This is a genomic window from Geomonas terrae (assembly GCF_004791675.1).
GTDB classification, from domain to species: domain Bacteria; phylum Desulfobacterota; class Desulfuromonadia; order Geobacterales; family Geobacteraceae; genus Geomonas; species Geomonas edaphica.
Genome location: NZ_SRSC01000001.1, coordinates 136,411 through 162,353, shown reverse-complemented (window position 1 = coordinate 162,353; position 25,943 = coordinate 136,411). Strand labels below are relative to the sequence as shown.

The window sequence follows — 25,943 nt, the reverse complement described above, 5'->3', positions numbered from 1 at the left end:
CCGGAGGTCGTTCGCGCTGCATGGTATGCCTTCATGAATTACTTGTCAATTTTAATCTAATGTAGGAATAAAGCGCAGGAAGCGGTCATTCGGCGCAGCAGGAGAGCTGGCCCAGATCCCTCTTGAAGGCCTGGGCGCAAAGGCGCAACCCTTCCCCCATCGAGGGGTAGACGTGCAGGGTGTCGGCGAGCTCGGTCACGGTCATGCGGCAGCGTATGGCGAGCGCCGCCTCGTTGATGATGTCGGCGCCGCGGTGCAGGCAGAGGTGGACGCCTATGATGCGGTCGGTCGCGCGGTCGGCGACGATCTTGACGGCGCCGTCGAGTGAACCGGTGACGTGGGCCTTGGGGATTGCCGAGGCGGGGATGGTCTGGCACTCGACGTCGAAGCCCGCTTTTTTCGCGGACTCCTCGCCGTGACCGACCATGGCGACTTCCGGGTCGGTGAAGATGGCCATCGGGAGGCTTTCGTAGTCGAGGGCGCAGTGGCAGCCGGCCTGCAGCATGTTTTCGACGGCGGCGATCCCCTCGCGGGCCCCGACCGTGGCGATCTGCATCCCGCCGGTCACGTCGCCGGCGGCCCAGACGCCGGGGGCGGTGGTGCGCATCTCGCGGTCCACCTTGATGAAGCCGCGCGCGTCCAGTTCCACCCCTGCCTGCTCCAGGCCGATCCCCTCGGTGGCGGGGGCGGTGCCGACCGCGATCAAAAGCTGCTGCGAGCGGAACTCGCGCGGCTCCCCGTCGACGAGCGCTTCCACCTTCACCCCGCCTCCGTCCCTTGCCACCGAGCAGACCGCGGCACCGACCACTACCTGCATCCCCTCGTTCTCAAGGGCCTTTTGCAGGGCAAGCGCAGGCTCTGCCTCGACGGCGGGCAGGACCCTTGAGCCGTGCTCCAGGATGGTGACCGGAACACCCAGTCGCAGGAACATCTGCCCGAGCTCCAGGGCGATCACGCCCCCCCCGACGATGGTGAGGCTCTCCGGGAGCGATTTCAGCATGAGGGCGCTCTTGCTGGTCAGAAAGGGGGTCTTATCGAGGCCGGGGATCTGCGGGACGCGGGGATGGCCGCCCGTTGCGATGAGGATGCGGTCGCTTTCGATGACCTGCTTCCCCACCTGGATGGTGCCAGGGGCGGTGAAGACAGCCTTTCCCTTCACCAGGGAGAGCTCCGGCAGCCGCTGCAAAACGTCGAGGTACTTCTCCTCACGAAGCCTTTGCACCACGGCGAACTTGTGCCCGTCGAGGATCTGGTACTCCACGCCGTCGCGGCGCACGCCGAGTCCGAACCGCTCGCCGAGCTGCGCCTCGTGCCGGAACAGGGCGCAGTGGATGAGGGTCTTCGAGGGGATGCACCCCCAGTTGATGCAGGTCCCCCCGAGGATGCTCTGCTCGATCATGATCGATTTGACCCCGTGCTCCTTCGCCCTGAGCGCCGCGGCGAACGCGGTGGAACCCGAGCCGATTATGACGATGGTATCGCTGTCTCTCATGTGAAGATCCCCCCCCCGATGAGTTTACCGTAAAGGGGTGGCCGGTAAACAGAAGAATTCACCGGTTTTTTTCCGGCTCCCTTTCCCCGCCCTCCGTCGCGCGTTCGCCGCAGCCCGGTTTTCCGCCCTTTTCCCGGTGATATTCCCTTGACAGGGCGCTTGCCGCTGTTGTAATCTGGCGAGCCTAACTGTTTGGATACAGTAAACTTTTTTCTGCCAAAAGCTGCACCACTTGAAAATATTGATTAGATCGGAGGCGGCGTGTTGACATTTCAGGACCTGATCCTCTCCCTGCAGGGGTACTGGGCAGGGCAGGGGTGCGTAATCCAGCAACCCTATGATACCGAGAAGGGGGCGGGCACCTTCAACCCCGCCACCTTCCTGCGCGTGCTCGGGCCCGAGCCGTGGAAGGTGGCCTACGTGGAGCCCTCCAGGCGTCCCACCGACGGGCGCTACGGCGAGAACCCGAACCGCCTGCAGCACTACTACCAGTTCCAGGTGATCATGAAGCCTTCCCCCATGAACATCCTGGACCTCTACCTCGACTCCCTGCGCGCCTTCGGCATAGACCCGAACAAGCACGACATCCGCTTCGTCGAGGACGACTGGGAATCGCCGACCCTGGGCGCCTGGGGCCTTGGCTGGGAGGTCTGGCTGGACGGCATGGAGATCACCCAGTTCACCTACTTCCAGCAGGCAGGCGGCATCGACCTGAAACCGGTATCCTCCGAGATCACCTACGGCTGCGAGAGGATCGCCATGTACCTGCAGGGGGTGGACAACGTCTACGACCTCGAGTGGGTCAAGGGTGTCAAGTACGGCGATATCCACCACGAAAGCGAGGTCGAGTTCTCCACCTACAACTTCGAAGAGGCCGACGTCGACATGCTCCTCTCCCTGTTCAAGATGTACGAGAAGGAGTGCATCCGCCTGGTTGAGAAGGGGCTCGTGCTCCCGGCCTACGACTACGTCATGAAGTGCTCCCACACCTTCAACCTCCTGGATGCCCGCGGCGCCATCTCGGTCACCGAGCGCGCTTCCTACATCGGCAAGGTGAGGAACGTCGCGCGTCTTTGCGCCGAAGGTTACCTGCAGATGCGCGAGCGGCTCGGCTTCCCGCTCCTGAAAGGAGGTCGCTAATGGCAAAGGATCTGTTCCTCGAGATAGGATGCGAGGAGGTTCCCGCCGGCTTCGTCCCCAAGGCGATGGCCGACATGGAAGCCCTCATGAAGCGGGAGCTGGAGACGGCCCGCATCGAGTACGGCGAGATCGTGACGCTTGGTACCCCGCGCCGCCTGGTGCTCGCGGTGAAGGGGATGGCCGAGCGCCAGCCCGACGCCGAGCTGACCGCGATGGGGCCGGCCAAAAGTGCCGCCTACGACGCAGACGGCAACCCGACCAAGGCGGCCCAGGGCTTCGCCCGCGGCCAGGGTGTGGACGTCGCCGACCTGAAGGTGGTCATGACACCCAAGGGTGAGTACCTCGCCGCGGTGAAAAGCGAGGTGGGGCGCGACACCGCCGAGCTCCTCCCCGAGATGCTCCCGCGCCTGATCGGCGCCATCCCGTTCAAGAAGTCGATGCGCTGGGCCGATTTCGACGTCCGCTTCGCCCGTCCGATCCACTGGATCGTGGCGCTCTTCGACGGCGTCGTCGTTCCCTTCTCCTTCGGCAACATCGAAAGCGGCAGCGCCTCGCGCGGGCACCGCTTCATGGCCAACACCACCTTCCCGGTGCGCGACCTCGCGAGCTACCTCGAGGAGTGCGAGCGCCATTTCGTGATCCCGGACCCCGAGAAGAGAAAGGCGATCATCCGCCAGGAGATCGAGCGCGTGGCGCGCCAGGCGAAGGGGAACGTCCTCGCCGACGAGGCGCTCCTCGAGCAGGTCGCCTTCCTGGTCGAGTACCCCTCCGCGGTGCACGGCACCTTCTCGCCGGACTTCCTCGTCGTGCCGCGCGAGGTGCTCATCACCTCGATGCGCGAACACCAGCGCTACTTCTCGCTGGTCGACGACCAGGGGAAACTCTTGCCCGGCTTCATCACCATCAACAACACCCTCACCGAGGATCCCTCCGTGGTGGTCAAGGGGAACGAGCGCGTCCTTCGGGCCCGTCTCTCCGACGCCCGCTTCTTCTTCGACGAGGACCACAAGGTTAAACTCGAGTCCCGCGTGGAGTCGCTCAAAAGCGTCGTGTACCAGGCGAAACTCGGCACCTCCTACGAGAAGATGGAGCGCTTCCGCGAACTTGCCAGGGGGCTCGCGGGACGTCACAACCCCGCCGTCGCCGACAAGGCCGCCCGCGCCGCCACGCTTTGCAAGGCGGACCTCGTCTCCGGCATGGTCGGCGAGTTCCCCGAGGTGCAGGGGATCATGGGGCGCGAGTACGCCCTGTATGATGGCGAGGACGCGGCGGTAGCCAACGCCATCGCCGAACACTACCTCCCGACCCAGGCGGGCGGCGAGCTTCCCGCCTCCGACATCGGCGCCTTCGTTTCCCTCGCCGACAAGGTCGACACCATCTGCGGCTGCTTCAGCGTCGGTCTCATCCCGACCGGCTCCGCCGACCCCTACGCGCTGCGCCGTTCCGCGCTCGGGATCATCAACATCATCCTGGAGAAGCAGTACCGCGAGCCGCTCTCCGGCCTGGTCCGTGCATCCCTGGACCTCCTCGCTGCCAAGGCGACCCGCCCGGTCGAGGACGTCTACCGCGACGTGCTGGAGTTCTTCCGCGGCCGTTTCGTGAACCTCATGGCGGACCGCTACCCCTCCGACGTGGTGGACGCGGTGGTCTCGGTCTCCTTCGACGACCTGGTCGAGGCGGCCGCCAAGATCGAGGCCCTTGCCGGCTTTAGAAAGCGCGCGGACTTCGGCGCGCTCGCCGTCGCCTTCAAGCGCGTCTGCAACATCGTGAAGGATGGGGTGGACACCCCGGTGGACGCGGCACTCTTCCAGGAGGATGCCGAAGGCGGTCTCTTCCAGGCGCAGCAGGCGGTGAAGGGGAAGGTGGAGGGCGCCGTGGAGCGCGCCGACTACCTCTCCGCCCTCACCGAGATCGCCACCTTGAAGCCCGCCGTCGACCTCTTCTTCGACAAGGTGATGGTCATGGCCGAGGACGAGCGGGTGCGCCAAAACCGCCTGGCGCTTCTCACCTCGATCGCGAGGCTCTTCGGACGCCTCGCCGACTTCGCGAGGTTATCGGCATGATGAGACTGCGACAGCCGGAACCGGGATGCAAAAACCTCGGGAAGGGCGCCGCAGCGGTAACACGAATATCTGACGCTCACGTAAACAGCCGTCCGGGTGGAACTCCCGGCGGCTGTTGCCTTTTTTGGATTGTGTGTATACTTTAAGCTCCAAATTAATTAACAAACTGTAAGGAGGGTGCACATGGGAACGCAGTACGTTTATTTCTTCGGCGCGGGCAAGGCTGACGGCAACGCCAAAATGAAAGAGCTTCTGGGTGGCAAGGGGGCGAACCTGGCCGAGATGACCGCGATCGGACTCCCCGTCCCGGCCGGTTTCACCATCACCACGGAGGTCTGCACCGAGTACTACAAGAACAACCAGCAGTACCCGGCCCCGCTCGCCGCCGATGTCGAAGCGAACCTCGCTCGTGTGGAAGCGCTCATGGGCAAGAAGTTCGGCGACGCCAAGAACCCGCTCCTCGTCTCGGTCCGCTCCGGCGCCCGCGCCTCCATGCCGGGGATGATGGACACCATCCTGAACCTCGGGTTGAACGACACCACGGTGCAGGGGATCATCGCCCAGTCCGGCGACGAGCGTTTCGCCTATGACGCCTACCGCCGTTTCGTGCAGATGTACTCCGACGTCGTCATGGGGATGCACAAGGACGAGCTGGAGCACCTCCTCGAGCGCAAGAAGGAGTCGCGCGGCGCGCACCTCGACACCGAACTGTCCGCCTCCGACTGGAAGGAGCTCGTCGCCGAGTTCAAGGCGAAGATCAAGGCGACCCTGGGTGTGGATTTCCCCGAGGACCCGAAGGAGCAGCTCTGGGGCGCCATCGGCGCCGTGTTCGGCTCCTGGATGAACCAGCGCGCCATCACCTACCGGAAACTGAACAACATCCCGGCCGAGTGGGGGACCGCGGTCAACGTGCAGTCCATGGTCTTCGGCAACATGGGGGATGACTGCGCAACCGGCGTCGCCTTCACCCGCGACCCCTCCACCGGCGAGAACTACTTCTACGGTGAGTACCTGGTGAACGCGCAGGGCGAGGACGTCGTTGCCGGCATCCGCACCCCGCAGCCGATCAACCGCGCCAAGTACAAGCCGGGCGACCTCCCCTCCATGGAGGAGGTGCTCCCCGAGTGCTATGAGCAGCTCGTGCAGATTCGCGACATCCTGGAGCACCACTACAAGGACATGCAGGACATCGAGTTCACCATCGAGAAGGGGATCCTCTACATGCTGCAGTGCAGAAGCGGCAAGAGGACGGCGAAGGCCGCCATCAAGATCGCGGTGGACATGGTGGCCGAGGGGCTCATCGACGAGAAGACCGCCGTGCTGCGCGTGGCCCCCTCCCAGCTCGATCAGCTCCTGCACCCCTCCCTCGACCCCAAAGCCGAGAAGAAGGTGATCGCCAAGGGGCTCCCGGCCTCCCCGGGTGCTGCCGCCGGTGAGGTGGTCTTCACCGCCGACGAGGCGGAGAGCGCGGCGAAGCTCGGTCACAAGGTGATCCTGGTGCGCGTCGAGACCTCCCCCGAGGACATCCACGGCATGCACGCGGCGCAGGGTATCCTCACCGCCCGCGGCGGCATGACCTCGCATGCGGCGGTGGTCGCCCGCGGCATGGGCAAGTGCTGCGTCGCCGGCTGCGGCGACATCAAGGTCGACTACCACGCCGGCCAGTTCGTAGCGAAGGACGGCACCGTCATCAAGAAGGGTGACGTGATCACCCTGGACGGCTCCACCGGCGAGGTGATGAAGGGTTCGGTTCCCATGGTCGCGGCCGGGGTCGGGGGCGACTTCGCCACGGTCATGGCCTGGGTGGACAAGTTCCGCAGGATGAAGGTGCGCGCGAACGCCGACACCCCGCACGACGCGAAGACCGCGCGCGACTTCGGCGCCGAAGGTATCGGCCTTTGCCGTACCGAGCATATGTTCTTCGAGGCGGACCGCATCGCCGCGGTGCGCGAGATGATCCTTTCCGCCGACCTCGAGGGTAGGAAAAAGGCGCTCGCCAAGATCCTCCCGATGCAGAAGGGTGACTTCAAGGGACTCTTCCGCGAAATGAAGGGGCTCCCGGTCACCATCCGCCTCCTCGACCCGCCGCTGCACGAGTTCCTTCCCCAGGAGGACAAGGACATCGACGCGCTCTCCGCCACCATGGGCGTGTCGGCGCAGACCCTGAAGCACAAGGTCGAGTTCCTGCACGAGTTCAACCCGATGCTCGGCCACCGCGGCTGCCGCCTCGGGGTCACCTTCCCCGAGATCTACGACATGCAGGTACAGGCGATCATGGAGGCGGCCTGCGAGCTGGTGAAGGACGAAGGTTTCCAGATCGTCCCCGAGATCATGATCCCGCTCGTCGCGGTAACCAAGGAACTCTCCATCATGCGCGCCAACGCGGTCGCCGTCTGCGAGGACGTGCAGAAGCGCTACGGCGTCAAGGTCGACTACCTGATAGGTACCATGATCGAGCTGCCGCGCGCCGCCATCACCGCCGACAGCATCGCAACCGAGGCTGACTTCTTCTCCTTCGGTACCAACGACCTGACCCAGACCACCTTCGGCCTTTCCCGCGACGACGCCGGCAAGTTCCTCCCCTTCTACGTGGAGAACGGCATCCTCGAGGACGACCCGTTCGTCACCCTCGACCAAAACGGCGTAGGCGCGCTGGTGCGCATGGGTTGCGAGAAGGGACGCTTGACGCGCCCGAACATCAAGCTTGGCATCTGCGGCGAACACGGCGGCGACCCCGCCTCGGTCATCTTCTGCGACTCGGTAGGTCTCGACTACGTCTCCTGCTCGCCGTTCCGGGTGCCCATCGCGCGCCTGGCCGCAGCCCACGCCACGCTGAACGCGCAGGCGGCCGCTCCCGCCGCCAAGGGTGCCGCAGCGGGAAAGGGGAGTGACGCCCAGCAACAGCCCGTGGCAGGCGCCTAGTCCGGCAGGCACCACGGCGGGGACGTCGCAACAGTGCCGGAAACCTTGACATGCTGAAGGTAAACGTGTAATAGCCGATAACGCGTCCATGACGCGAGACGGGGGCGGCCGGCAACGGCCGCCGACAAAAACGAAGGCAGTACCAGGAGAAAGAGAATGGCAAAAGGTGTAGTGAAGTGGTTCAACGACGCGAAGGGTTTTGGGTTCATCGAGCAGGAAAACGGGGGGGACGTGTTCGTGCATTTCTCGTCCATCCAGGGGGACGGCTTCAAGTCCCTCGCCGAAGGTGACTCGGTGACCTTCGACGTGGTCCAGGGCGCCAAAGGGCCCCAGGCCGCCAACGTGGTCAGGAACTAGGCTCGCCTTTGTCCTTGATCGGGCCCCGACGATCTCGTCGGGGCCTTTTTAGTGTCCGTGAGGACGGTGCTACATGCGTATCAACGAAAAATCCGACTCCCGCTCCATAGCAAAGAAGGAAAAAGGGACCCCCGCGAAGGGGGTGGCGGCCCCGGGCGCCCCCCTGTTTGCCGGCCGGCTCGCCGCGGTCACCAAGGCGAGCTCCGACTACTCCGGCGAGTTGCAGCGCCTGAAGGAGGAGATCGACCGGGCCGGGGACATCCTCGAGCAGGAACCGACCATCGCGAACTTCAAGGCCTTTCGCGAGCTTCTTGGCACCATGGCGCGCAAGGTTTCCGCCGAGGCGTACCGGATGGAGTTGCTCGGGGGCGGCGTTGCCGGGCGCAGCCACGAGGTGATCACCGTGATCGACAAGGAGGCCGACCTCCTCTATCACCTGGTCATGCGCGAGCAGAAAGACCACATCCGCATCGTCGCCCAGATCGTGAAGATCAAGGGGCTCGTCGTCGACTTCCTCCTCTAGCGGGGGCTTTCCGAATTAAAAAGGGGGACCGGTTACCCGGTCCCCCTTTTCGTCATTTGCACCCGCATCCCTTGGAGCCGTCGGGGCTTGCCGGCATTCTCTTGCCGCACTTCTGGCACCGCCAGAAGAGGCCCCCTCAGCCGGGCATCAGGATCATGAGCCCCTGGCAGTCGGGGCAGCTCTTCTCGTTGGTCATCTCTTGACCCTCCTTTTCTTTGAACATAACTGTCAGCGGACCGATACCTCGATCCGCCCGACGCCGCCGATCTCGGCGACCACGCGGTCCCCGCTTTTCACCGGGCCGACTCCCGCCGGCGTGCCGGTAAGCACGAGGTCCCCCGGCTCCAGGGTGAAGACCGAGGAGAGGTAGCAAAGAAGCTCCGGGATGCGGTGGATCATGAGGTCGGTGCCGCCGTCCTGGCGCTTCTCGCCGTTCACGGTGAGGGTGATGCGCAGGGCCTGCGGGTCGGGTACCTCGCCGGCCGGGACGAAGGAGGAGAGGGGGCAGGCGGTGTCGAACCCCTTGGCGATGTCCCAGGGAAGCCCCTTCTTCTTGAGCTCGGCCTGCACGTCCCTGAGGGTCAGGTCGATGGCGACGCCGTAGCCCGCCACGTGCGAGAGCGCGTCCGCGGAAGCGATATCCTTCCCCTTTTTCCCGATGAGGAGTGCCAGTTCCGCCTCGTGGTGGCAGTCGCCGGAGTAGGGGGGGATGACGATCTCCTCACCCTCGCCGATGACGCTGGAGGCGGGCTTGGTGAAGATGACCGGGCGCTCCGGCGTCTCGTTCCCGAGCTCCTTTATGTGATCCGCGTAATTGCGCCCGATGCAGAGGATCTTGCCGATCCTCACCGGCTCCGCGCTTCCCTTCACTTGTACGCTTTTCATGACTCTCCCGTTGCCCTAGGCCGCCCGGACCGCGCGGTCCAGCCGGCATCCCTGCCAGCTCCCCCGCCGCTTCAGCTCGTTCAGCACGGCATACCACATCTGGTTGTTCTTGAGGTTCCAGTTCGGTGCCACCCGGATGGAAAGCGGCGCCGACCCGTAGAGGCGCTGCACCGAGACCCGCGTCGGGAGCTCCTCCAGGAAATCGCAGGCGGCGGCGATGTACTCGTCGACCCCGATCGGCTGCCAGCTCCCGTCGCGGTACATCTGCGCGAGGCGCGTGTTCTCGACGGCATGGAGCTGGTGCAGCTTCACCGAGGTGACCGGGAGCCCGGCGATGAGCCGCGCCGTCTTCAGGAACCCCTCCCGGGTCTCCCCCGGAAAGCCGTGGATCAGGTGGGTGCAGATCTCCATGCCGCGGCCGGAGAGGCGCTCCACCGCGTTCAGGTACTCGGCCAGGGTGTGCCCCCGGTTGATGCGCGCGAGGATGGCGTCGTCCATCGACTGCAGCCCCAGTTCCACGCAGACGTAGCGGTCGCGGGCGATCTCGGTCAAAAGGTCGATTGCCCCCGGTGCCAGCGAGTCGGGACGCGTCCCGACCGAGATGCCGAGCACGTCCGGGTGGTCGAGGGCGCGTCGATAGAGATCGGCCAGCCGCTCCACCGGGGCGTAGGTGTTGGTGAACTTCTGGAAGTAGACGATGAACTTCTCGCTTCCAAGGCGCTCCCGGTGGTACGCCATCCCCGCCGCCATCTGCTCCTCTATCGGGATCACGGCGACCGTCTCCTTCGGTGAGAAGGAGCTGTTGTCGCAGTAGATGCACCCGCCGGTGCCGCGGCTGCCATCCCGGTTGGGACAGGTGAAGCCGCCGTCCACGTTCACCTTGCTGACGCGGCAGGAGAAGCGGCGTCTAAGGTAAGAGCCGTAGGAGTTTATGCGCAGGTCGCTATGGATCAGTTCGCTCGTGGTCATCTAGTCGTTGTGCTCCAGTGCAGGGAGCTGTGCCAGCAGTTTCTTCGCGGCGTCGCGCGGTTCGGGTGCCGACAGGATCGCGGAGATGAGGGCGATGCCGTGGACGCCGCAGGCCACCGCCTCGGCGCAGTTCTCCTGGTTCACCCCCCCGAGGGCGAAGACCGGGATCTGCAGGAGTTCGGCCACGTGTGCCAGCTTTTGCACCCCGACCGGGTCGCCGTACTCCGCCTTGCTCGGCGTGTAGAAGACCGGGCCGAAGGTGATGAAGTCGGCCCCCATCTCCTGCGCGGTGATCGCCTGGGTCTGGTTGTGGCAGGAGACGCCGATCAGCCGGCGCTCCCCTATAAGCCGCCGCACCTTGTAAAGCGGCAGGCTCGAGCTCCCTATGTGGACCCCGTCGGCGTCGACGGCCAGGGCCACGTCGGTGCGGTCGTTGATGAAAAGCTTCGCGCCGTAGCGCGAGGTGAGACGCCTCAGTTCATGCGCCGTCTCGTACAGTTCCTTGCTGCTGGCCCCCTTGTCCCTTAACTGCACGGCGCGCACGCCGCCGCGCAGCGCCTCCTCGACGACGAACTCGAGGTTGCGCCCGAGGGTTTCCCCGCGCCCGGTGATCAGGTACAGGTTGAAGTCGATCCAGGGGGAGTGGAACTCTCTCACGAGATGAGACCCGCAAGCGGTGACGAGGCGCTCGCGTAGAGCTTCCTCGGGATGCGTCCCGCCTTGTAGGCGAGGCGCCCGGAGCGGACGGCGAGGTTCATCGCCAGCGCCATGGCGACCGGGTCCTGGGCACCGGCGATCGCGGTATTCATGAGAACGCCGTCGCAGCCAAGCTCCATGGCGATGGCCGCGTCGGAGGCGGTGCCGACGCCGGCGTCGACGATAACCGGGACCTTCACCGTCTCCAGGATGATCTGGATGTTGTAAGGGTTCCGGATGCCGAGCCCCGAGCCGATCGGAGCGCCCAGCGGCATGACTGCGGCGCAACCCATGTCCTCGAGGCGCTTGCAGATGATGGGGTCGTCGCTCGTGTAGGGGAGTACGGTGAACCCTTCGGCGATGAGTACCTTGGCCGCCTTCAGAAGTTCCTCGTTGTTCGGGTAAAGGGTCTTCTCGTCCCCGAGCACCTCGAGTTTCACGAAATCGGAAAGGCCGGCCTCGCGGGCGAGCCGGCAGGTCCTGATGGCGTCCTCGGCGGTGTAGCACCCCGCGGTGTTCGGCAAGAGGGTGTATTTTTTCAGGTCGATATGGTCAAGGAGGGACTCCTTGGTGCGGTCCGTGATGTTCACGCGTCTCACCGCGACGGTGATGATCTGGGCGCCGGAGACCTCGATGGCGCGCACCATCTGCTGGAAGTCGGCGTACTTGCCGGTCCCCACCATGAGGCGGGAGTCGAATTCACGTCCTGCGATGACGAGCTTGTCGTTTGATTCGGGCATCACTGTTCTCCAATCGGTGTGTCGCGTTGGTCGGCTCCGGTCGCTCGCCGCCAGGCTGAGCGCGGAGGAAAGAGTCCGTGTGGCTGGATCAGGCGCGCGCGGCCCCGCCGCCTACGAAGTGGACTATCTCCAGGGCGTCCCCGTCCTTCAGCTGAGTGGTCTCGTACTGCGCCTTCGGGAGGATCTCGAGGTTCAGCTCCACCGCAACCCGGCGCGGGTCGATGCCGAGGGATACCAGGTACTCCTGAATGGTAAGGGGGTTAATCGATACGGCTTCGCCGTTGGTGGTGATGTTCACTGCTGCTCCGTCTTTAAGCGTGGGGTTCGATGCTGCCGGTGTGGTCGGGGCAAAAAGCCGGGTTCGGGGATGCCCCGACCGTAAACTAGCAATACGGCCCCTCCCTGTCAATCGTTTTCTTCCGCGCAGTTGCGGCCGGAAGGGGGCGTTTTGCGGGGGATGTAGCGGATTTGTATACGGCTTAGGCCGGGGCGGAGGATTCGGCGCCAGCGTCATCGGGAGCCGGCAGGGAAGCGCTCGGCGCAGGGTGCATCGGCAGCAGTACGGTGAAGGTTGTCCCCACCCCCTCCTGGCTCTCCACTTCGATCCTTCCCCCATGCTCCTGGACGATGCCGTAAGAGACGGAGAGGCCGAGCCCGGTTCCCTTGCTCGACTTGGTGCTGAAGAAGGGGTCGAAGATCTTGTCCAGGTTCGCCTCCGGGATGCCGCAGCCGTTGTCGGTGATCTTCACGAAGGCGGTCGCCGTTTTCTGGTCGAGCCCGGTCACCACGATGAGCATCCCTTCTCCCATCATGGCGTGCCCCGCGTTGACGAACATGTTGACGAGGACCTGTTCGATCTGGTTCGAGTCGAGGTGCAGCGCGGGGAGTCTCCCCGCGTATTGCCGTACGATGGTGACGTCCTGGAACAGGATCTGGTGCCGGACCAGCTCGAGCGCCGCGTCGGATATCTCGTTCAGGGAACAGGGGGCCTTCTGCGGCGGCGCGCAGCGGGCGAACTCGAGGAGCCCCTTCACGATCTCGGCGCAGCGCTTGGTCTCCCGCAGGACCGTCTCGATGTCGCGCTTGAGTGCGGGGTCGAGGGTCGGCGCGCTCTGGATCAGGGAGGAGAACACCATGATCCCGGTGAGCGGGTTGTTGATCTCGTGCGCGATCCCCGCCACCAGCTCCCCCAACGAGGCGAGCTTTTCCGAGCGGATCAGCTGCGCCTGCATGCGGGTCACCTCGAGGGTGCGCTGCTGCACCATCTGCTCCAGGTCGCGCCCCCACCCCTCGAGCTCCTCACGCGCCTTCTTCAGGTTGAGCGTCATCGCGTTGAAGGAGTCGGCGAGCTCGCCAAGTTCGTCGTTGGCGAAGCTCGGGACCGAGCCGTCCAGCTCTCCCCTGGAGAGCATGTGGGTGTGTTTAAGGAGCTCGCGCACCGGACGGTTCACCAGCTTCTGGGTGAAGAAGGTGAGGCTGATCGAGGTGAGGGTGATGAGGAGCAGGGTGAGGAACAGCATGCGGTCGCGGTAGGCGACGATCAGGGAGTGCATCCGGTCAAGGGGCACCACCACGTCGAGCACCCCGAGGACCTTGAGCTTTTCGGGGTGGAAGTGGCAACTCGCCGTGTAGCAGCTCTCCTCGTTGTAGATGGCGTTGGTGATGCCCAGGAACTCCTCGCCGGAAGGGGCGAAGAAGCGGCGGCTGCGGTGCATGGAGGAAGCAGTGAGCAAAAGCTGCGGTCCGCCGTGGCAAACGCCGCAGACCTCCGAGTACTTGCTGAGCACGGTGCCGATCTCGGCGTCGTCGGTGGAAAAGATGATGCGGCCGGTCTTGTTGATGAGGCGGATCCTCTCCACCCCCTGCTGGGCGCCCAGTTCCTGTATCGTCTTGTAGAACAGCGGCCGGTCATCCCTGAGCATCTGGTTGTGCGTGGTCCGGATGATGGTTTCGGAGACGCGATCCGCTTCGGCGATGGCCTCCTGCAGCAGGAGCCCCTTAAGACTTCTCAGATTAAGATAGGCGAAGAGGGCGATGGTGCAAAGGAGCACGAGGCCGGAAGCGAGAGCAAGCTTGGAAATGAGGTTGAGGCGCACGTTCGCCCTCCGCCGGCGTGACGGCGTCCATGGGGGCGCCGGGTAGTCAAGATGCCAGTACGACGTTAGTTTTTTGGGGCTTGACTTCTTTAGAACATAATTCTATATTTTGGCTACAAACTATCTCTGAGGGGCGCTTTTTCCCCTATATGACGGAACTGCTTGTTTTAACCCAGCGTCATACCATCCATGATGCGCGGTTTGGGATACGGCGAGTTTAAACACATTAAAAGGGTTTATCAAGCGATTAATTTTCTTGACACGGCTGGTCAAATGGCCTAGTTACTATTGTTTGAAATTTTTTTGACATAAGAATAGGTGCAGCCAATGGCGAAAAAAGAGAAATCAGAATACATCATCCAGGCCGTCTCGCATGCACTCGACCTCCTGGAGCAGTTTCACGACGAGGTGGACGAGCTGGGGGTGACCGAGCTCTCCAAACGGCTGAAACTCCACAAAAACAACGTTTTCAGACTCCTGGCGACCCTTGAGTCCAGGAACTACATAGAGCAGAACAGGGTAACGGAGAACTACCGGCTGGGGCTGAAGACGCTCGAGCTCGGGCAGACCTTCATCAAGCAGATGGGGCTTTTGCGCCAGTCCCGCCCGGTGCTCGAGGCGCTGGTGAAGGAGTGCAACGAGACCACCTACGTCGCCATCTTGAAAGAGTTCCACATCGTCTACCTCGACGTGGTCGAGACCGACCTGACAGTCCGTGTCGTGCCGCGCGTCGGCGCCCGTCTCCCGGCCTACTGCACCGCGGCCGGCAAGGTCCAGATCGCCTACATGGCCGACGAGGAGCTTGAAAATTACCTGCCGACCAAGGAGATGAAGCGCTACACCCAGAAGACGGTCACCGACCGCGAGGAGCTCAAGAAGCACCTGAAGGTGATTGCCGACCAGGGGTACGCCATCGACGACGAGGAGATGGATGTCGGGGTCAAGTGCGTGGGCGCACCGATCCGCGACTACACCCGCCGTATCATCGGCGCGGTCAGCATCTCCGGGCCTTCGATGCGCTTCACCGACGAGCGCATGGAGAAGGAGCTCATCCCGCTGGTGATCAAGGCCGGCGAGGAGATCTCCCACAAGCTCGGCTACCACAAGTAGTCGCACCGTATCCCGAACGAAAAAAAGGCCCCGTCACCATGGGGCCTTTTTCATTTCGGGGAGACGGAGTCCTGGCAGCGCTCCGCTTCCCGATGTGCTATCTCTTCCTCCCAGAGCCTGAGCACCTGGGCCTCCAATTCTTTCCTGCTCCCGCAGTTGTCGATGACGATCCTGCCGAGTCTTTTCTTCTCATCCATGGGCATCTGCGACGCGATGCGTGCGAGTGCCGCCTCGCGGGAAAGGCCGTCCCGCGCCATTAGCCGCTCCAGCTGGGTCTCACGGTCGAGGTATACCACCCAGACCTCGTGCACGCGGGAGGTGATCCCCGCCTCGATGAGAAGCGGGGCGACGTAGAACGCGGTCCCCGTTCCCGTCTCCCTGAGCCTTTGCAGCTTCTCCTCGGCGAGCCTTCTTATCGCGGGGTGGGTGATCCCCTCCAGGATGCGGCGGGCCGCAGGGTCTGCGAACACCACCGCCCCCAGCTCGGCCCGGTTCAGGCTGCCGTCCGGGTTCAGGACTTTTGCGCCGAAGGCGTCGACGATGCGGGCTAGCCCTTGCGTCCCAGGTTCCACCACTTCCCGCGCCAGCTTGTCCGCGTCGATCACCGGCACCCCCAGCTTCTCGAAGAGACGGGCGACGGTGGTCTTGCCGGAGGCGATCCCCCCGGTGAGTCCTATGATACGCATGCTGCTCCTTTTCAGTAGGTGATCCCTTCCTCCCCGAGGGTGAAGGTCGGGGAGGTGAGGTCCTCCTCGATCTGGGTGACGCTCGAGCCGATCCTGATCTGCGCGCCCAAGAAGGCCTCCCGTTCCACCTCCACACGCGCCTGTGCGTTGATCTCCATCCGTTTCTGCAAACGCTTTTTCTCGCCGGTCAGCTCGGCTATCTCCCCTTGGTACTTCGTATAGATCCGCTGTTTCAGGTTGAAAAGCCCCGGTTCCATGCTCCCCGGATTTTCCTGGACGTAGGCTATCGTCTTCGTCAGTTCATCCATCTGGCGCTGCTTTTCCGCCAGGGCTTCCTGTACCATTTCCAGCTTGCGGTTGAGGGCCGGGTCGACGCCGACCTCTATCACGGTGGGCACTCCCGCGTGGGAACCGATTACCACGGCGTGGACGAGCGAGGCTGCGCGGCAAAGCCCGCCGATGATGTGTCCCTTGCGCCCCCCACGCTCGCCGATCAGGATGCTTCCCCCGGAGGTGAGATCACTCTGCATGGCGAGTTCGCCGATGGTGATGTCGCCGCCGGCGGTGATGGCGGCATTCTCGGCGAACTGCACCGTCACCGTTCCCCCCGCCTCGAGTTGGGCCATTTCCTGCCGGCTGACCATCCTCCCCGGAATGGCGTGGCCGTGCCCGATGACCCCGCCCAGCACCACGATGTCCCCGCCGGCCTTGAGCCTTGCCGCTTCGACGAGCCCTCCCACCGTGATGTTTTCCGTGGCGGCAACCTCCATCCCGTCGCAGACGTCGCCGGAGATCTCCAGGGACCCCTTGAAGTGGAGGTTTCCCGTGGAGAGATCGACGCGTTTCAGCTTGAAGACCGGGTCCACGATGACCCCGCGCGGCACGATGACCGGGTATCCGGAGATCGCCGCGACGAGGAGGTCGCCGTCTTCAAGGTCGCAGGCGATGCCGGTCAGGTTTTCGGCGAAGGGGATATCGACGCCGTCGGTGGCGGGAAGGTTCACCCCCAGCAGGTTCACCCCGGGTATCCCCTGGGTGGGGCGTGTTCTCCGCATCAGGGGATCGCCCAGGCCAACACTGACGATGTCCCCCAGGTTGCGGTAGTCCGCCGTTTCGTTCTCGGAGAGCTGCGGTATCTGCGCGGCCATCTCCGGAATGAGGCTTATGAACTGGCTGTCTTCGCCGGGGGCGGGCGGGGTTCCCTGGGCGATCACGAGCCGGGATGCCTTGCCGGCCGCCAGGGCGTCCCTGATTTCGTCGTAGAGGATGCCGCAGACCACTCCGAGCCGCGCCAGTTCCTTCTCGACCTCTTCCAGGGTGACGGTGCGGCCGCCGCAGGCGGGCTGTATCGTCATCGTCGCCGTCATGGCGTCGTCGGAAAGCTGGACCGCGAGCGTCGCGTCGCGCCTCTCGCCGATGCGCTGCGTGAAGCCAAGCGGGGTCACGGCGCATTTCTGCAGCAGTTGTTCCAGCGCCTCGGGAGGGACGAAGAGCTCCCCGAAGCCGAGCTCTAAGAGCGCCTCCTGCAGCTGGCCTACCTCGAGGGTGCGACGCTGGACGAGCGGGGTGAACTGCGCCTGGAGCGACTGCCCGTCCGGGGTGAGCTGGAGGGCCAGGCCGGTGCCGTCGAGCAAATGGTTTTTCTCCATGAACGCCTCCCGAAGACGCCCAGTGGGTATTCATGGGCGCTTTGCCATTATTATCGGCGCCGCCCGGCAAAAGTTGAGTCTTCTTGATGCGGCGTCCGGCAGCGCGGGGTGCCGGACGCGGACGGGGCGATGTTAGGGGGGAACGGAGATAAAAACAACCATTAATTGCAGCCATGCATGCGCGCACCCTCCGGGGGGGGCACCGCTTTGTATACGACGTACAGCGGCGATAATCCGAATGATTTTTCGCTTGATTAGAGCTGAGTGATGTGGTAAAAACTGGATACTGTATACAATGTGACCGGCAAAATTTACTTAATAAATGTAAATATTTAGCCGATAAAGCGGCAGATTTTACAGCTATTTCGGAGGCCTAAGTGGCAGAGGTGGTTTTTTCCAGCTGGGGCAGAAACATAGTTGACAACCGCAAGGGTGGCGAGAAGAAGGACCTGTCCTTCAAGCTGCCTGCCACCTACGATGGCGAGCGCCCCCTTTCGGCTTTCATCGGGTGGGACGGGATCATCCTGTACAACAAGGATGTCGACATTCCGGCCATGGTAACCGAGTACATGAAGCGAGTGCAGACGAAGTACGTCTGCGGCAAGTGCACCCCTGGTAAGAAGGGCACCCGCGTCATCATGGACGCCCTCGCCGGCATCCTCGAGGGGCGCGGCAGCGAAGAGGACCTCGACACCATCCTCGACGTCGGGAGCGTGCTCGCCCATTGCAAGTGCACCCTCTGCCCGAGTTCGTCGGTGCCGGTCATCGACGCGGTCACCCACTTCCGCGACGCCTTCATCAACTACATCCGCGGCGCGAAGAGCCTCTCCTCCGAATTCCGTTACATCGAGAAGTACACCGCCCCCTGCATGGACAAGTGCCCGGCCCACATCGACATCCCGACCTACATCGAAGCGGTGAAGGACTACCGCTTCGGCGAATCGCTATCCACGATCCGCGAATCGATGCCGCTGCCTTCGGTATGCGGGCGCGTCTGTCCGCACCCGTGCGAGACCGCCTGCCGCAGGAAAAACGTCGACGAGCCGATCAACATCATGGTCCTCAAACGCAGCGCCTCCGACTACGAATGGCAGCACGGCCATCTCCCCCCCATGGTGCCGGCGGAGAAGAAGTCCAAGAAGATCGCCGTCGTGGGCGCCGGCCCTGCCGGTCTCGCCGCCGCCTACTATCTCGCGCTTGAAGGGTACCCGGTCACTATCTACGAGGCACTCCCGCTCGGTGGGGGGATGGTCGCCGTCGGCATCCCGCCGTACCGGCAGCCGCGTCACCTTCTGCAGCGCGACATCGATATCATCGCAAGCCTCGGCGTCGAGATCGTCTACAACACGCGGGTAGGCAAGGATGTCACCCTCGATGAGCTGAGGCAGAAGTTCGACGCCGTCTTCCTGGCGCCGGGCGCGCACCGCTCGAAGCCGATGGGGGTCGAGGGCGAGGACAAGGGCTACAAGGGCTTCTTGACCGGCGGTATCGACTTCCTGAGAAACGTCTACCTGGGCCTTCCCACCGGGATGGGCAAGAAGGTCTTCGTGGTCGGCGGCGGCAACACCGCCATCGACTGCGTCAGGGTGGCGCTGCGCGAAGGAGCCGAGGAATCGGTGCTCGTCTACCGCCGCTCCCGTAAGGAGATGCCGGCGGACGTCTGGGAGGTCGACGGGGCGGACGAGGAAGGGGTGCGTTTCGAGTTCCAGGTGCTCCCGACCAAGGTCATCGCCAACGAACAGAACGAGGTCACCGGCGTCGAGCTGATCAGGATGGCGCTCGGCGAGCCGGACGCCTCGGGCCGCCGCCGTCCCGAGCCGGTGCCCGGTTCCGAGTTCGTCATCGAGTGCGACACCATCATCCCGGCCATCGGCCAGGATGCCGACCTCTCCTTCATCCCGGCCGACGCGGGGATCGACACCACCAAGTGGAGCACCATCGTCACCCAATACGTTCCGCTCAAGGGGCACGACGGCAAGGACCTCAAAGACGGCATGGGGAACATGCTTTCCAGGACCCTCATCACCGACTGCGGCGGCGTCTTCGCCGGGGGCGACGCCGAGATCGGCCCGCTCACCGTCGTGGCCTGCATCGGCTCCGGTCACCGCGCCGCCAAGGTGATCCAGCGCTACCTCGAAGGTAAAGGGGTAGAACTCACCGACGACGAGAGGATGGAGGACATCCTTACCTACTTCGGCGTCTACGACAAGAACGAGGACGTGCAGTGGCTCGATTCGGCTTCCCGTGCGCACCAGAAGGAGGTGCACGGGGCGCAGAGGGCGAGCTACAAGAACTACTGCGAGGTGGAACTCGGCTACGCCAACAGCCAGGCGGTGCGGGAGGCCGAAAGGTGCCTGCGCTGCTACCGAGTCGCCATGGTGGCCGTCTAGGCGACACGCCGGCCCCGACCTAGTTGAATTCATTACACCGAATACTGAGGTTTTTATATGGTCAGCTTAACCATTGATGGCAAGAGCGTGCAGGTCGAAGAAGGTACCACCATACTGGAGGCCGCGGCCACGGTCGGGATCAGGATCCCGACCCTTTGCTGGCTGAAGAAGGTCTCCCCCACCGGCGCCTGCCGCGTCTGCGCGGTAGAGGTGGCCGGGGTGGAGCGTACCATGACCGCCTGCAACACGCCGGTCAAGGAGGGGATCCAGGTCACCACGGACACGCCGGCCCTCAGGGAGGCGCGGCGCAAGATCATGGAGCTCATGCTGGTGAACCACCCGCTGGACTGCCCGGTCTGCGACGCAGGCGGCGAGTGCGACCTGCAGGACTCCTGCTACGCGCTGAACGCGACCAAGCAGGACTACTCGGCGATCCTGGAGCGCCGCCAGATCCGCTACGACTGGCCCCTCATCGAAAGCGACCCCAACCGCTGCATTCTCTGTGAGAAGTGCGTCAAGGTGGACCACGAGATCGTCGGGTGCGACGCGATCAAGGTGGCGAACAAGGGGGAGGACGCCATCATCGACACCGTCGACGGCAAACCGCTTAACTGCGAGTTCTGCGGCAACTGCGTCGCGGCCTGCCCGACCGGCGCCCTCATCTCCAGGCCGTTCAAGTTCAAGGGACGCCCCTGGACCTTCAACCGGATCCCGAGCGTCTGCGCCTTCTGCGGTACCGGCTGCCAGATCGAGTATCACGCGAAGGAAGGGCGCGTCGAGCGGGTGACCAGCGAGGACGACGGCTACAACAACGGCAACCTCTGCATCAACGGCCGCTTCGGCTACCGCTACCTCGATTCCGACCAGAGGCTTTCCGAGCCGATGCTGAGAACCGATGCCGGGGCCCTCGGCAAGACCGACTGGAACACCGCCCTCAACACCGTGGCGGCGAAGCTTAAGGAGATCGTGGCGCGCGAAGGGGGTAAGGCGGTGGCCGGCCTCGGCTCCCCGAGGGTGACCAACGAGGAGAGCTTCCTCTTCCAGAAGATCTTCCGCGAGGCGCTCGGAAGCGGCAACGTCGATTCGGAAGCGGGGCTTGGCTTCGCCCAGGCGCAGGCCCAGATGCAGAGACGCTTCGGTTTCACCGGTGCGAGCAAGCAGCTCGACGCGCTTGATGAGGCCCAGGCCATCCTGGTCTTTGGCTGCGACCTGAACGCCGAGGCGACCAACGCCGAGTACCGCGTCATCAAGGCGGCGACGAAGAAGGATGCGCGCCTGGTCCTCGTGAACATGCGCGACGTCAAGCTGAAGAAGTTCTCCAACGTCCACCTGAAGAACGCACCCGGTGCCGAGCTGCAGGTGATCTACGCCCTGATGAAGGGTCTCATCGCGGCAGGTGTCGCCGTCCCCGCCGGGGCCGAGAGCGTCAAGGAAGGGCTTGTCCAGCTTTCCATGGCCGAACTCTGCGAGCAGGCCGGTATCACCGAGGCTGCCGTCGAGAACGCGGTGCAGCAGCTGGCCGGGATGAGCCGCGTGGCCATCGTCTTCGGCGCCGATCTGATCAGGAGCGCCGATGCGTCCGTCAAGATCGCAGCACTTGCCGACCTCGCCGTGCTCACCGGGGCCTCCGACGCGCAAGGGGGGGGCATCTTCCCGATCGACGCGAAGAACAACAGCGTAGGCCTCCTCGACATGGGGGTGGTCCCCGGGGCGGATGGCAAGGATATCTGGGGCATCGTCGAGGGGATCGAGGCCGGGAGCATCAAGGCGCTCTACCTCATGGGGTGCGACCTGGCCGGCTTCCCGGACAACCAGCGCATCAGGAAGGCCCTCGCGAAACTTGAGCTCCTGGTCGTGCAGGACGTCTTCGAGGGTGACTCCCTCCAGTACGCCCACGCCGTGCTTCCGGCCGGTGCCGCTGCCGAGAAGAGCGGCTCGTTCACGTCGCTCGACAACAGGGTGCAGGCCATCTTCAAGGCGGTCGACGCCCCCGGTCATGCCAGGGAAGACTGGGCCATCCTGGCCGACCTCTGGAGCCGTCTCACCTCCGGGAACCAGCACATCACCCCGGCAAGCGTCATGGCCGAAATCAAGACCAAGATCAAGGCGTACGAGGCGTTTGACGGTTCCCGTGACGGCGTGACAAAGGGTGCTACCGCTGCCAGGGGCGATGCGCCGCTCGCGCCGATCGCCAAACCGGCAAGCGTCGCCAAGGCGCGGTTCCAGCTCCTTGTCGGACCGGTCGGTTACCACAACGGTACCTCCACCACACGCTCCTCTGCGAACCTCGAGGTCTGCCCGACCGGGTTCGTTGAGCTGCATCCCTCTGATGCCGCTTCTCTGGGCGTCGCGGAAGGAGCGAGCGTCAAACTCTCCTCCGGTAACGGTGCCATGACCGCCCAGGCGCGCATCAGCGACAAGGTGCAGCCCGGCCTGCTCTTCGCCCCGTCGCACTTCAAAGAGCTGAACGCGAACGCCCTTCTCAAGGGAAATTGCAACCTCGTCGAAGTGAAAGTGGAAAAGGGATAGGAAGTTATGCCGCGCACGGCATGAAAAACGAAAAGGCTCCCGCAGCAGCGCTCGGGGGCCTTTTTTTGTGGCGGTACCGGACGTGTGATGATAATCTGCCGGTCCAACTGCAGCGAGATCACTGTGGAGGTGGCAACCGATGGAAGACAAGCTGACGCAGATCGCCGCGATGGCGGGGAAAAACGACAAGATCGCTGACAAGCTGGAGCAGATGCTCTCCGGCCCCAACGACCGTGCCTACGTGGTCTGCAGCTACGAAGACTGCAAGCTCCACCTCAAGGGGCGCTGCACCATCTACACCGTGCTGGACGTGCCGCGCATGAAGACGGGTCAGCCCTGCAACAGCTACGAGAAGCACCAGGCGGCTGAGAACTGATGGGGGATCAGCTGTAGAGGGAGTCTTCTTCCTCGGGGGGCATCCTGCCGTTTCGTTCCAGAAAGTCCAGTTGCTCCTGTTTCCTTCCGAGCTGGTCGCTGCAGAAAGTCCAGATCCTGTAGCTTTCCAGGCAGAGGACGGTGAAACCGGCGCCGAAAACGGCCCAGTAGTTGTCGGCGAGCGCGTCGGCCACGTAGTAGAAAAGGTAGAACCCGAGCGCGTAGCCGACATGACAGAAGCTGCTTTTGTGGTACACGCCGGCCATCATGCGCGACAGGCTCAGGATGATGGCGGAAAAGGTGTAAAGCACCAGCACCATGCTGATCATGAACGGGGTGGGGGGCGTCCCCATGGCCGCCACGAGCTGCTGCGGAGTGGGGAGGAAGGTGAAGCCCCGCCACGCAACGGTACTGGCGACTATGAAGAGCGACAGCGCGAAGAGCCCGCGGTTTGAGAAGCGCCGCAGCCTCGCCATGTCATCCACGAGCCCCTGCCGCAGCACGCTTTTCGCGTCCCGGGCGGCGCTACCCGTCGCCATCTTGTCTTTGCCTGCCGCTTCCATGGAGCACCCGTCCGCTTTCATGACTGGCCTGCTACCGGTTCGGATCTGCATTCGGGGAAGGATTCACCCGGTTCGGTTCGACGTTGTCCAGCCTTTTCCTGATACAGTAGAAAGACTGTGCGATCCTGTCAAGCTCATAGGGGAGTTTTGGCGGGTGCAGCGCAGTACCTCCCTCCTCGTTTCTTTCCGCAAAATCCTGCAGCTTCCTCATAGGCACAAGCACGATCATCTTAAGCAGTGCGATCACCCCCGCCATTGTCAGTACCAGCGTCAGTATCGAGAAGATGATCATCTGCAGGCGGATTGAAGCCAGCGAGGCGAGAGTAGCTTCCTGCGAAAGGCCGATATCCAGGGTCCCCAGTACCTTCTGGTCGACCGGGTGGAAGTGGCAGGCGGCGTTGGCGCATTCGGGGTCGTTGTAGATCGGCGCGGTTATCGCTATCACGTCGGCGCCGAGGTTGTTCTTGAAGCTGCGGGCCTTCTGCATGCTGCCGAGCGTGGTGATCGGCTGCGCTTTTTCGTGGCAGATGACGCACCCTTCCGCTTTCTTGTCGAGTTGGCGGTTCACTTCTTCCGGATGCGACGAGACCACCACGGTCCCTTTCTTGTTGAAGATGCGCACGTGCTGTACGCCCTTTTGCTCGCTTATGTTCCTGATGATCGCCCGGTTGAGCTCGCGGTCCGATTTGAGCATGGCATGTCTCGTGGACTTCAGCACGATCCCCGCCAGGTTGTTCGCGTGTTCCACCGAGTCCCGCAGCACCACGTTCTTGATCGCCGCGTACAGGAGCACGAAGCAGACCACGAGGAAACCGGTTACCACGATCCCGACCGGGACCAAAGCCCTCCCTGCGATTCGCTCGAACATGGTGCACCTCCGTTTTCACGTACCCCCGGCGACGCGGTTTACTCCGGCGCCGGGGTGGCTGCTGCCTCAGCTATGCTGGTTGTCAGGTAAGTTCTGCATGCACTCCGGGTAATGCCGCACGGGACGGTACCCCCTGGGTGCGCCCTGCTGATCTTCGGCCATCTCGTGGTGCTCCTCCACCTCCTCCCAACCGAAGATCATCGGCTTCAGGTAGGAAAGCGGGGTGGCGCCGAGGGTCGCCAGGTACACGTGGGTGCAGAGGAAGGCCACGAGGGAGCAGGCAAGGAGAAAGTGCAGCGCGACGATGAACTTGATCCCTCCGGTCATGAGCACCAGCACCCTGAGCGGGGTGACGTTCATGAGCAGCAGCCCGCTGAAGATGACGAACGGCTCCAGCATGAACATGACCACCAGGTACGCCGCCTTCTGCATCGGGTTGAACTTCACCTTGGGTGTCGCGTGGAAGGGGCTCGGACGCCCGAGGAAGTACCAGAAGCAGTAGTAAAGAAGCTGTCTTACTATGCCGTGCTTGATGTCTTCCTGGTTCGGGATGTAGATGTCGTCCAGGTTGCTCTTCACCGTCGCGTAGTAGAAGAACCAGATCAGAAAGGAGAACGATACGATCAAGCCGGCGGTGTTATGGACCCAGATTGCGGTCTGGTAGCTCCCGAGAAAACTGAGCGTTTCGGGGAAGCGGATCTGGGTGCCCGTTACTGCGAGCGTGATGATGCCGAAGGCGTTCAGCCAGTGCCAGACCCTGATCGGGATGGGCTGTAGGTATATTTTCGTTTTCTCGCTCATGACTCATGCTCCTTTTTTTCTCTGTTTTTGCGGGTAAGGAAGCGGAGGAAGCCATGCCCGACAGGCATGATCAGGCCGCCGCAGATGATGGCGAGGCCGATGCGGTTCAGGTTCTGGTTTTTCGTCGATCCCATGAGGTAGAAGTCAGGGGTGCCGTACAGGGCGTCGAAAATGGCCCCCTTCTCTACCGCCACCCGCTGGTAGGTGCCGTCCCTGCCCGGGAAGGTGAGGTAGCTCGTCTGCATGACCGTGGAGCCGGAGGTGTGGCAGAAAGAGCAGTTGCGGCGGTTGTCGAGGATCTCGAAGTTATGTGTGACCGTTTCCGGGGTCATCATCCCCTGCAGGTGCAGGTTCTTGTGCGCCGGGTCGTTGTTGAAATTGCGCAGTTCCTGGATGGAGATGTAGTTGTCGTGGTTCTTGTCGACCAGGGCGACGATCTCCACGCCCCCGGCGAGGCTTTTCAGCTCGTCGTAGCTTGCCATCTCCTGTTTTCCGAAGCGCGAGCCGTTTTGTCCTTTAACGATGTACATGCTGATGTAGTAGCTCTTCGCGCCGGTATGGCAGGTGATGCACGGCAGCATCCTGATGTGGAGGTCCGCCTGGGGCAGCCACTGCCCGTGCGTCGCGGTCATCTTTAAGACGTCATGGCAGCTGGAACACATGGTGTTGATCTCCTGGCCGGAGATCTCCGCGGGAGACTTCACCTTGTGCGGGTTGTGGCAGCCGGCGCATCTGGTCTTGCCGGCATGGATGCTGGAGCCGTACTGTTGGGCGATCTCCGAATGACACTCGGCGCACTCGGCCCTGGCCGGCACTCCACCTTGCGGATGGGCCGCCGGCACGGAGTCGTGGCATGACGGGCAGCCTATCTTGGCGTGCGTGGTCCGCGTGTAGCGCGTGGGATCGATAAGCATCTTCCCGCTTACGGCGGCGGGGTTCGCGTGGCAGGAAAGGCAGGTGCCGCTTTTTCCCTCGGTGCCGCCGAAGGAAAAGCCTTCCGCCCTGCAGACGGCCGCGCTTGCCAAGATGAGCAGTGCCATCAGGAAAAGGGGTATCCGGTTCTGGTTCGTGTGACGGTTCACGTTGGCC

Annotated in this window: 22 protein-coding genes; 9 read left to right on the top strand and 13 right to left on the bottom strand. The window is 63.4% G+C overall.

What is annotated here, in order from left to right; all coding sequences use genetic code 11:
* Positions 1-85 precede the first annotated feature (85 nt).
* A complete protein-coding gene (gene merA / locus E4633_RS00700; protein WP_135868363.1) occupies positions 86-1,492 on the bottom strand; it encodes a mercury(II) reductase in 1,407 nt (468 codons plus the stop codon).
* A gap of 264 nt (positions 1,493-1,756) precedes the next feature.
* On the opposite strand from merA, the gene glyQ reads away from it, so the two are divergent.
* The 5 genes from glyQ to E4633_RS00675 all read left to right on the top strand — a co-directional run bounded on the left by glyQ (position 1,757) and on the right by E4633_RS00675 (position 8,497).
* Positions 1,757-2,632, top strand: coding sequence for a glycine--tRNA ligase subunit alpha (glyQ, locus tag E4633_RS00695; RefSeq protein WP_135869547.1), 876 nt, complete (start codon positions 1,757-1,759; stop codon positions 2,630-2,632).
* The gene (glyS, locus tag E4633_RS00690) at positions 2,632-4,695 is read left to right on the top strand and encodes a glycine--tRNA ligase subunit beta (RefSeq protein WP_135868362.1); all 2,064 of its coding nucleotides are present in this window, start codon (positions 2,632-2,634) and stop codon (positions 4,693-4,695) included. Before glyQ ends, glyS begins: the two co-directional genes overlap by 1 nt.
* Positions 4,696-4,878: 183 nt before the next feature.
* Positions 4,879-7,617: a pyruvate, phosphate dikinase gene (gene ppdK / locus E4633_RS00685; protein WP_135868361.1), complete on the top strand. Its 2,739-nt coding sequence runs from the start codon at positions 4,879-4,881 to the stop codon at positions 7,615-7,617.
* Positions 7,618-7,773: 156 nt separating this feature from the next.
* Positions 7,774-7,974, top strand: a complete 201-nt coding sequence (locus E4633_RS00680) for a cold-shock protein (RefSeq protein WP_129127217.1) — start codon at positions 7,774-7,776, stop codon at positions 7,972-7,974.
* A gap of 73 nt (positions 7,975-8,047) precedes the next feature.
* Positions 8,048-8,497 carry a YaaR family protein gene (locus E4633_RS00675; protein ID WP_135868360.1) on the top strand — a complete coding sequence of 150 codons (450 nt, stop codon included), beginning with the start codon at positions 8,048-8,050 and terminating at the stop codon, positions 8,495-8,497.
* 228 nt (positions 8,498-8,725) lie between these two features.
* Here the strand turns inward: E4633_RS00675 and E4633_RS00670 are convergent, their stop codons facing one another.
* From E4633_RS00670 to E4633_RS00645, 6 genes are all read right to left on the bottom strand, one after another.
* Positions 8,726-9,382 carry a fumarylacetoacetate hydrolase family protein gene (locus tag E4633_RS00670; protein WP_135868359.1) on the bottom strand — a complete coding sequence of 219 codons (657 nt, stop codon included), beginning with the start codon at positions 9,380-9,382 and terminating at the stop codon, positions 8,726-8,728.
* 15 nt (positions 9,383-9,397) lie between these two features.
* Positions 9,398-10,351, bottom strand: coding sequence for a TIGR01212 family radical SAM protein (locus E4633_RS00665; protein WP_135868358.1), 954 nt, complete (start codon positions 10,349-10,351; stop codon positions 9,398-9,400).
* Entirely contained in the window at positions 10,352-11,008 is a 657-nt protein-coding gene (thiE, locus tag E4633_RS00660) for a thiamine phosphate synthase (protein WP_135868357.1), read from the bottom strand.
* Entirely contained in the window at positions 11,005-11,787 is a 783-nt protein-coding gene (locus E4633_RS00655) for a thiazole synthase (protein WP_135868356.1), read from the bottom strand. Before E4633_RS00655 ends, thiE begins: the two co-directional genes overlap by 4 nt.
* Before the next feature lie 88 nt (positions 11,788-11,875).
* Positions 11,876-12,085 (bottom strand): sulfur carrier protein ThiS, encoded by a 210-nt coding sequence (gene thiS / locus E4633_RS00650; RefSeq protein WP_135868355.1) that lies wholly within the window; start codon positions 12,083-12,085, stop codon positions 11,876-11,878.
* A 181-nt stretch (positions 12,086-12,266) separates the two neighbouring features.
* Positions 12,267-13,883, bottom strand: a complete 1,617-nt coding sequence (locus E4633_RS00645) for a sensor histidine kinase (protein ID WP_135868354.1) — start codon at positions 13,881-13,883, stop codon at positions 12,267-12,269.
* 327 nt (positions 13,884-14,210) lie between these two features.
* On the opposite strand from E4633_RS00645, the gene E4633_RS00640 reads away from it, so the two are divergent.
* On the top strand, positions 14,211-14,993 hold the full coding sequence (locus tag E4633_RS00640) for an IclR family transcriptional regulator (protein ID WP_135868353.1): 783 nt from the start codon (positions 14,211-14,213) through the stop codon (positions 14,991-14,993).
* A gap of 50 nt (positions 14,994-15,043) precedes the next feature.
* Here the strand turns inward: E4633_RS00640 and coaE are convergent, their stop codons facing one another.
* On the bottom strand, positions 15,044-15,679 hold the full coding sequence (gene coaE, locus E4633_RS00635) for a dephospho-CoA kinase (protein WP_135868352.1): 636 nt from the start codon (positions 15,677-15,679) through the stop codon (positions 15,044-15,046).
* An 11-nt stretch (positions 15,680-15,690) separates the two neighbouring features.
* Positions 15,691-17,328, bottom strand: a complete 1,638-nt coding sequence (locus E4633_RS00630) for a FapA family protein (RefSeq protein WP_135868351.1) — start codon at positions 17,326-17,328, stop codon at positions 15,691-15,693.
* 377 nt (positions 17,329-17,705) lie between these two features.
* Between E4633_RS00630 and E4633_RS00625 the strand changes: the two genes are divergently transcribed.
* The 3 genes from E4633_RS00625 to E4633_RS00615 all read left to right on the top strand — a co-directional run bounded on the left by E4633_RS00625 (position 17,706) and on the right by E4633_RS00615 (position 22,623).
* Entirely contained in the window at positions 17,706-19,718 is a 2,013-nt protein-coding gene (locus E4633_RS00625; RefSeq protein ID WP_135868350.1) for an FAD-dependent oxidoreductase, read from the top strand.
* Positions 19,719-19,775: 57 nt separating this feature from the next.
* Positions 19,776-22,247 carry a molybdopterin-dependent oxidoreductase gene (locus E4633_RS00620; RefSeq protein ID WP_135868349.1) on the top strand — a complete coding sequence of 824 codons (2,472 nt, stop codon included), beginning with the start codon at positions 19,776-19,778 and terminating at the stop codon, positions 22,245-22,247.
* Between the two features lie 139 nt (positions 22,248-22,386).
* Positions 22,387-22,623, top strand: coding sequence for a hypothetical protein (locus tag E4633_RS00615; RefSeq protein WP_129127204.1), 237 nt, complete (start codon positions 22,387-22,389; stop codon positions 22,621-22,623).
* A gap of 7 nt (positions 22,624-22,630) precedes the next feature.
* Here the strand turns inward: E4633_RS00615 and E4633_RS00610 are convergent, their stop codons facing one another.
* The 4 genes from E4633_RS00610 to E4633_RS00595 form a co-directional block, all read right to left on the bottom strand.
* Complete coding sequence (locus tag E4633_RS00610) at positions 22,631-23,206, bottom strand: menaquinol oxidoreductase (protein WP_246037853.1); 576 nt, start codon at positions 23,204-23,206, stop codon at positions 22,631-22,633.
* A 10-nt stretch (positions 23,207-23,216) separates the two neighbouring features.
* Positions 23,217-24,053 carry a cytochrome C gene (locus tag E4633_RS00605; protein ID WP_135868348.1) on the bottom strand — a complete coding sequence of 279 codons (837 nt, stop codon included), beginning with the start codon at positions 24,051-24,053 and terminating at the stop codon, positions 23,217-23,219.
* 66 nt (positions 24,054-24,119) lie between these two features.
* The gene (locus E4633_RS00600) at positions 24,120-24,854 is read right to left on the bottom strand and encodes a cytochrome b/b6 domain-containing protein (protein WP_135868347.1); all 735 of its coding nucleotides are present in this window, start codon (positions 24,852-24,854) and stop codon (positions 24,120-24,122) included.
* Positions 24,851-25,936: a cytochrome c3 family protein gene (locus E4633_RS00595; RefSeq protein ID WP_246037850.1), complete on the bottom strand. Its 1,086-nt coding sequence runs from the start codon at positions 25,934-25,936 to the stop codon at positions 24,851-24,853. The genes E4633_RS00600 and E4633_RS00595 overlap by 4 nt, the downstream gene beginning before the upstream one ends.
* Positions 25,937-25,943 lie beyond the last annotated feature (7 nt).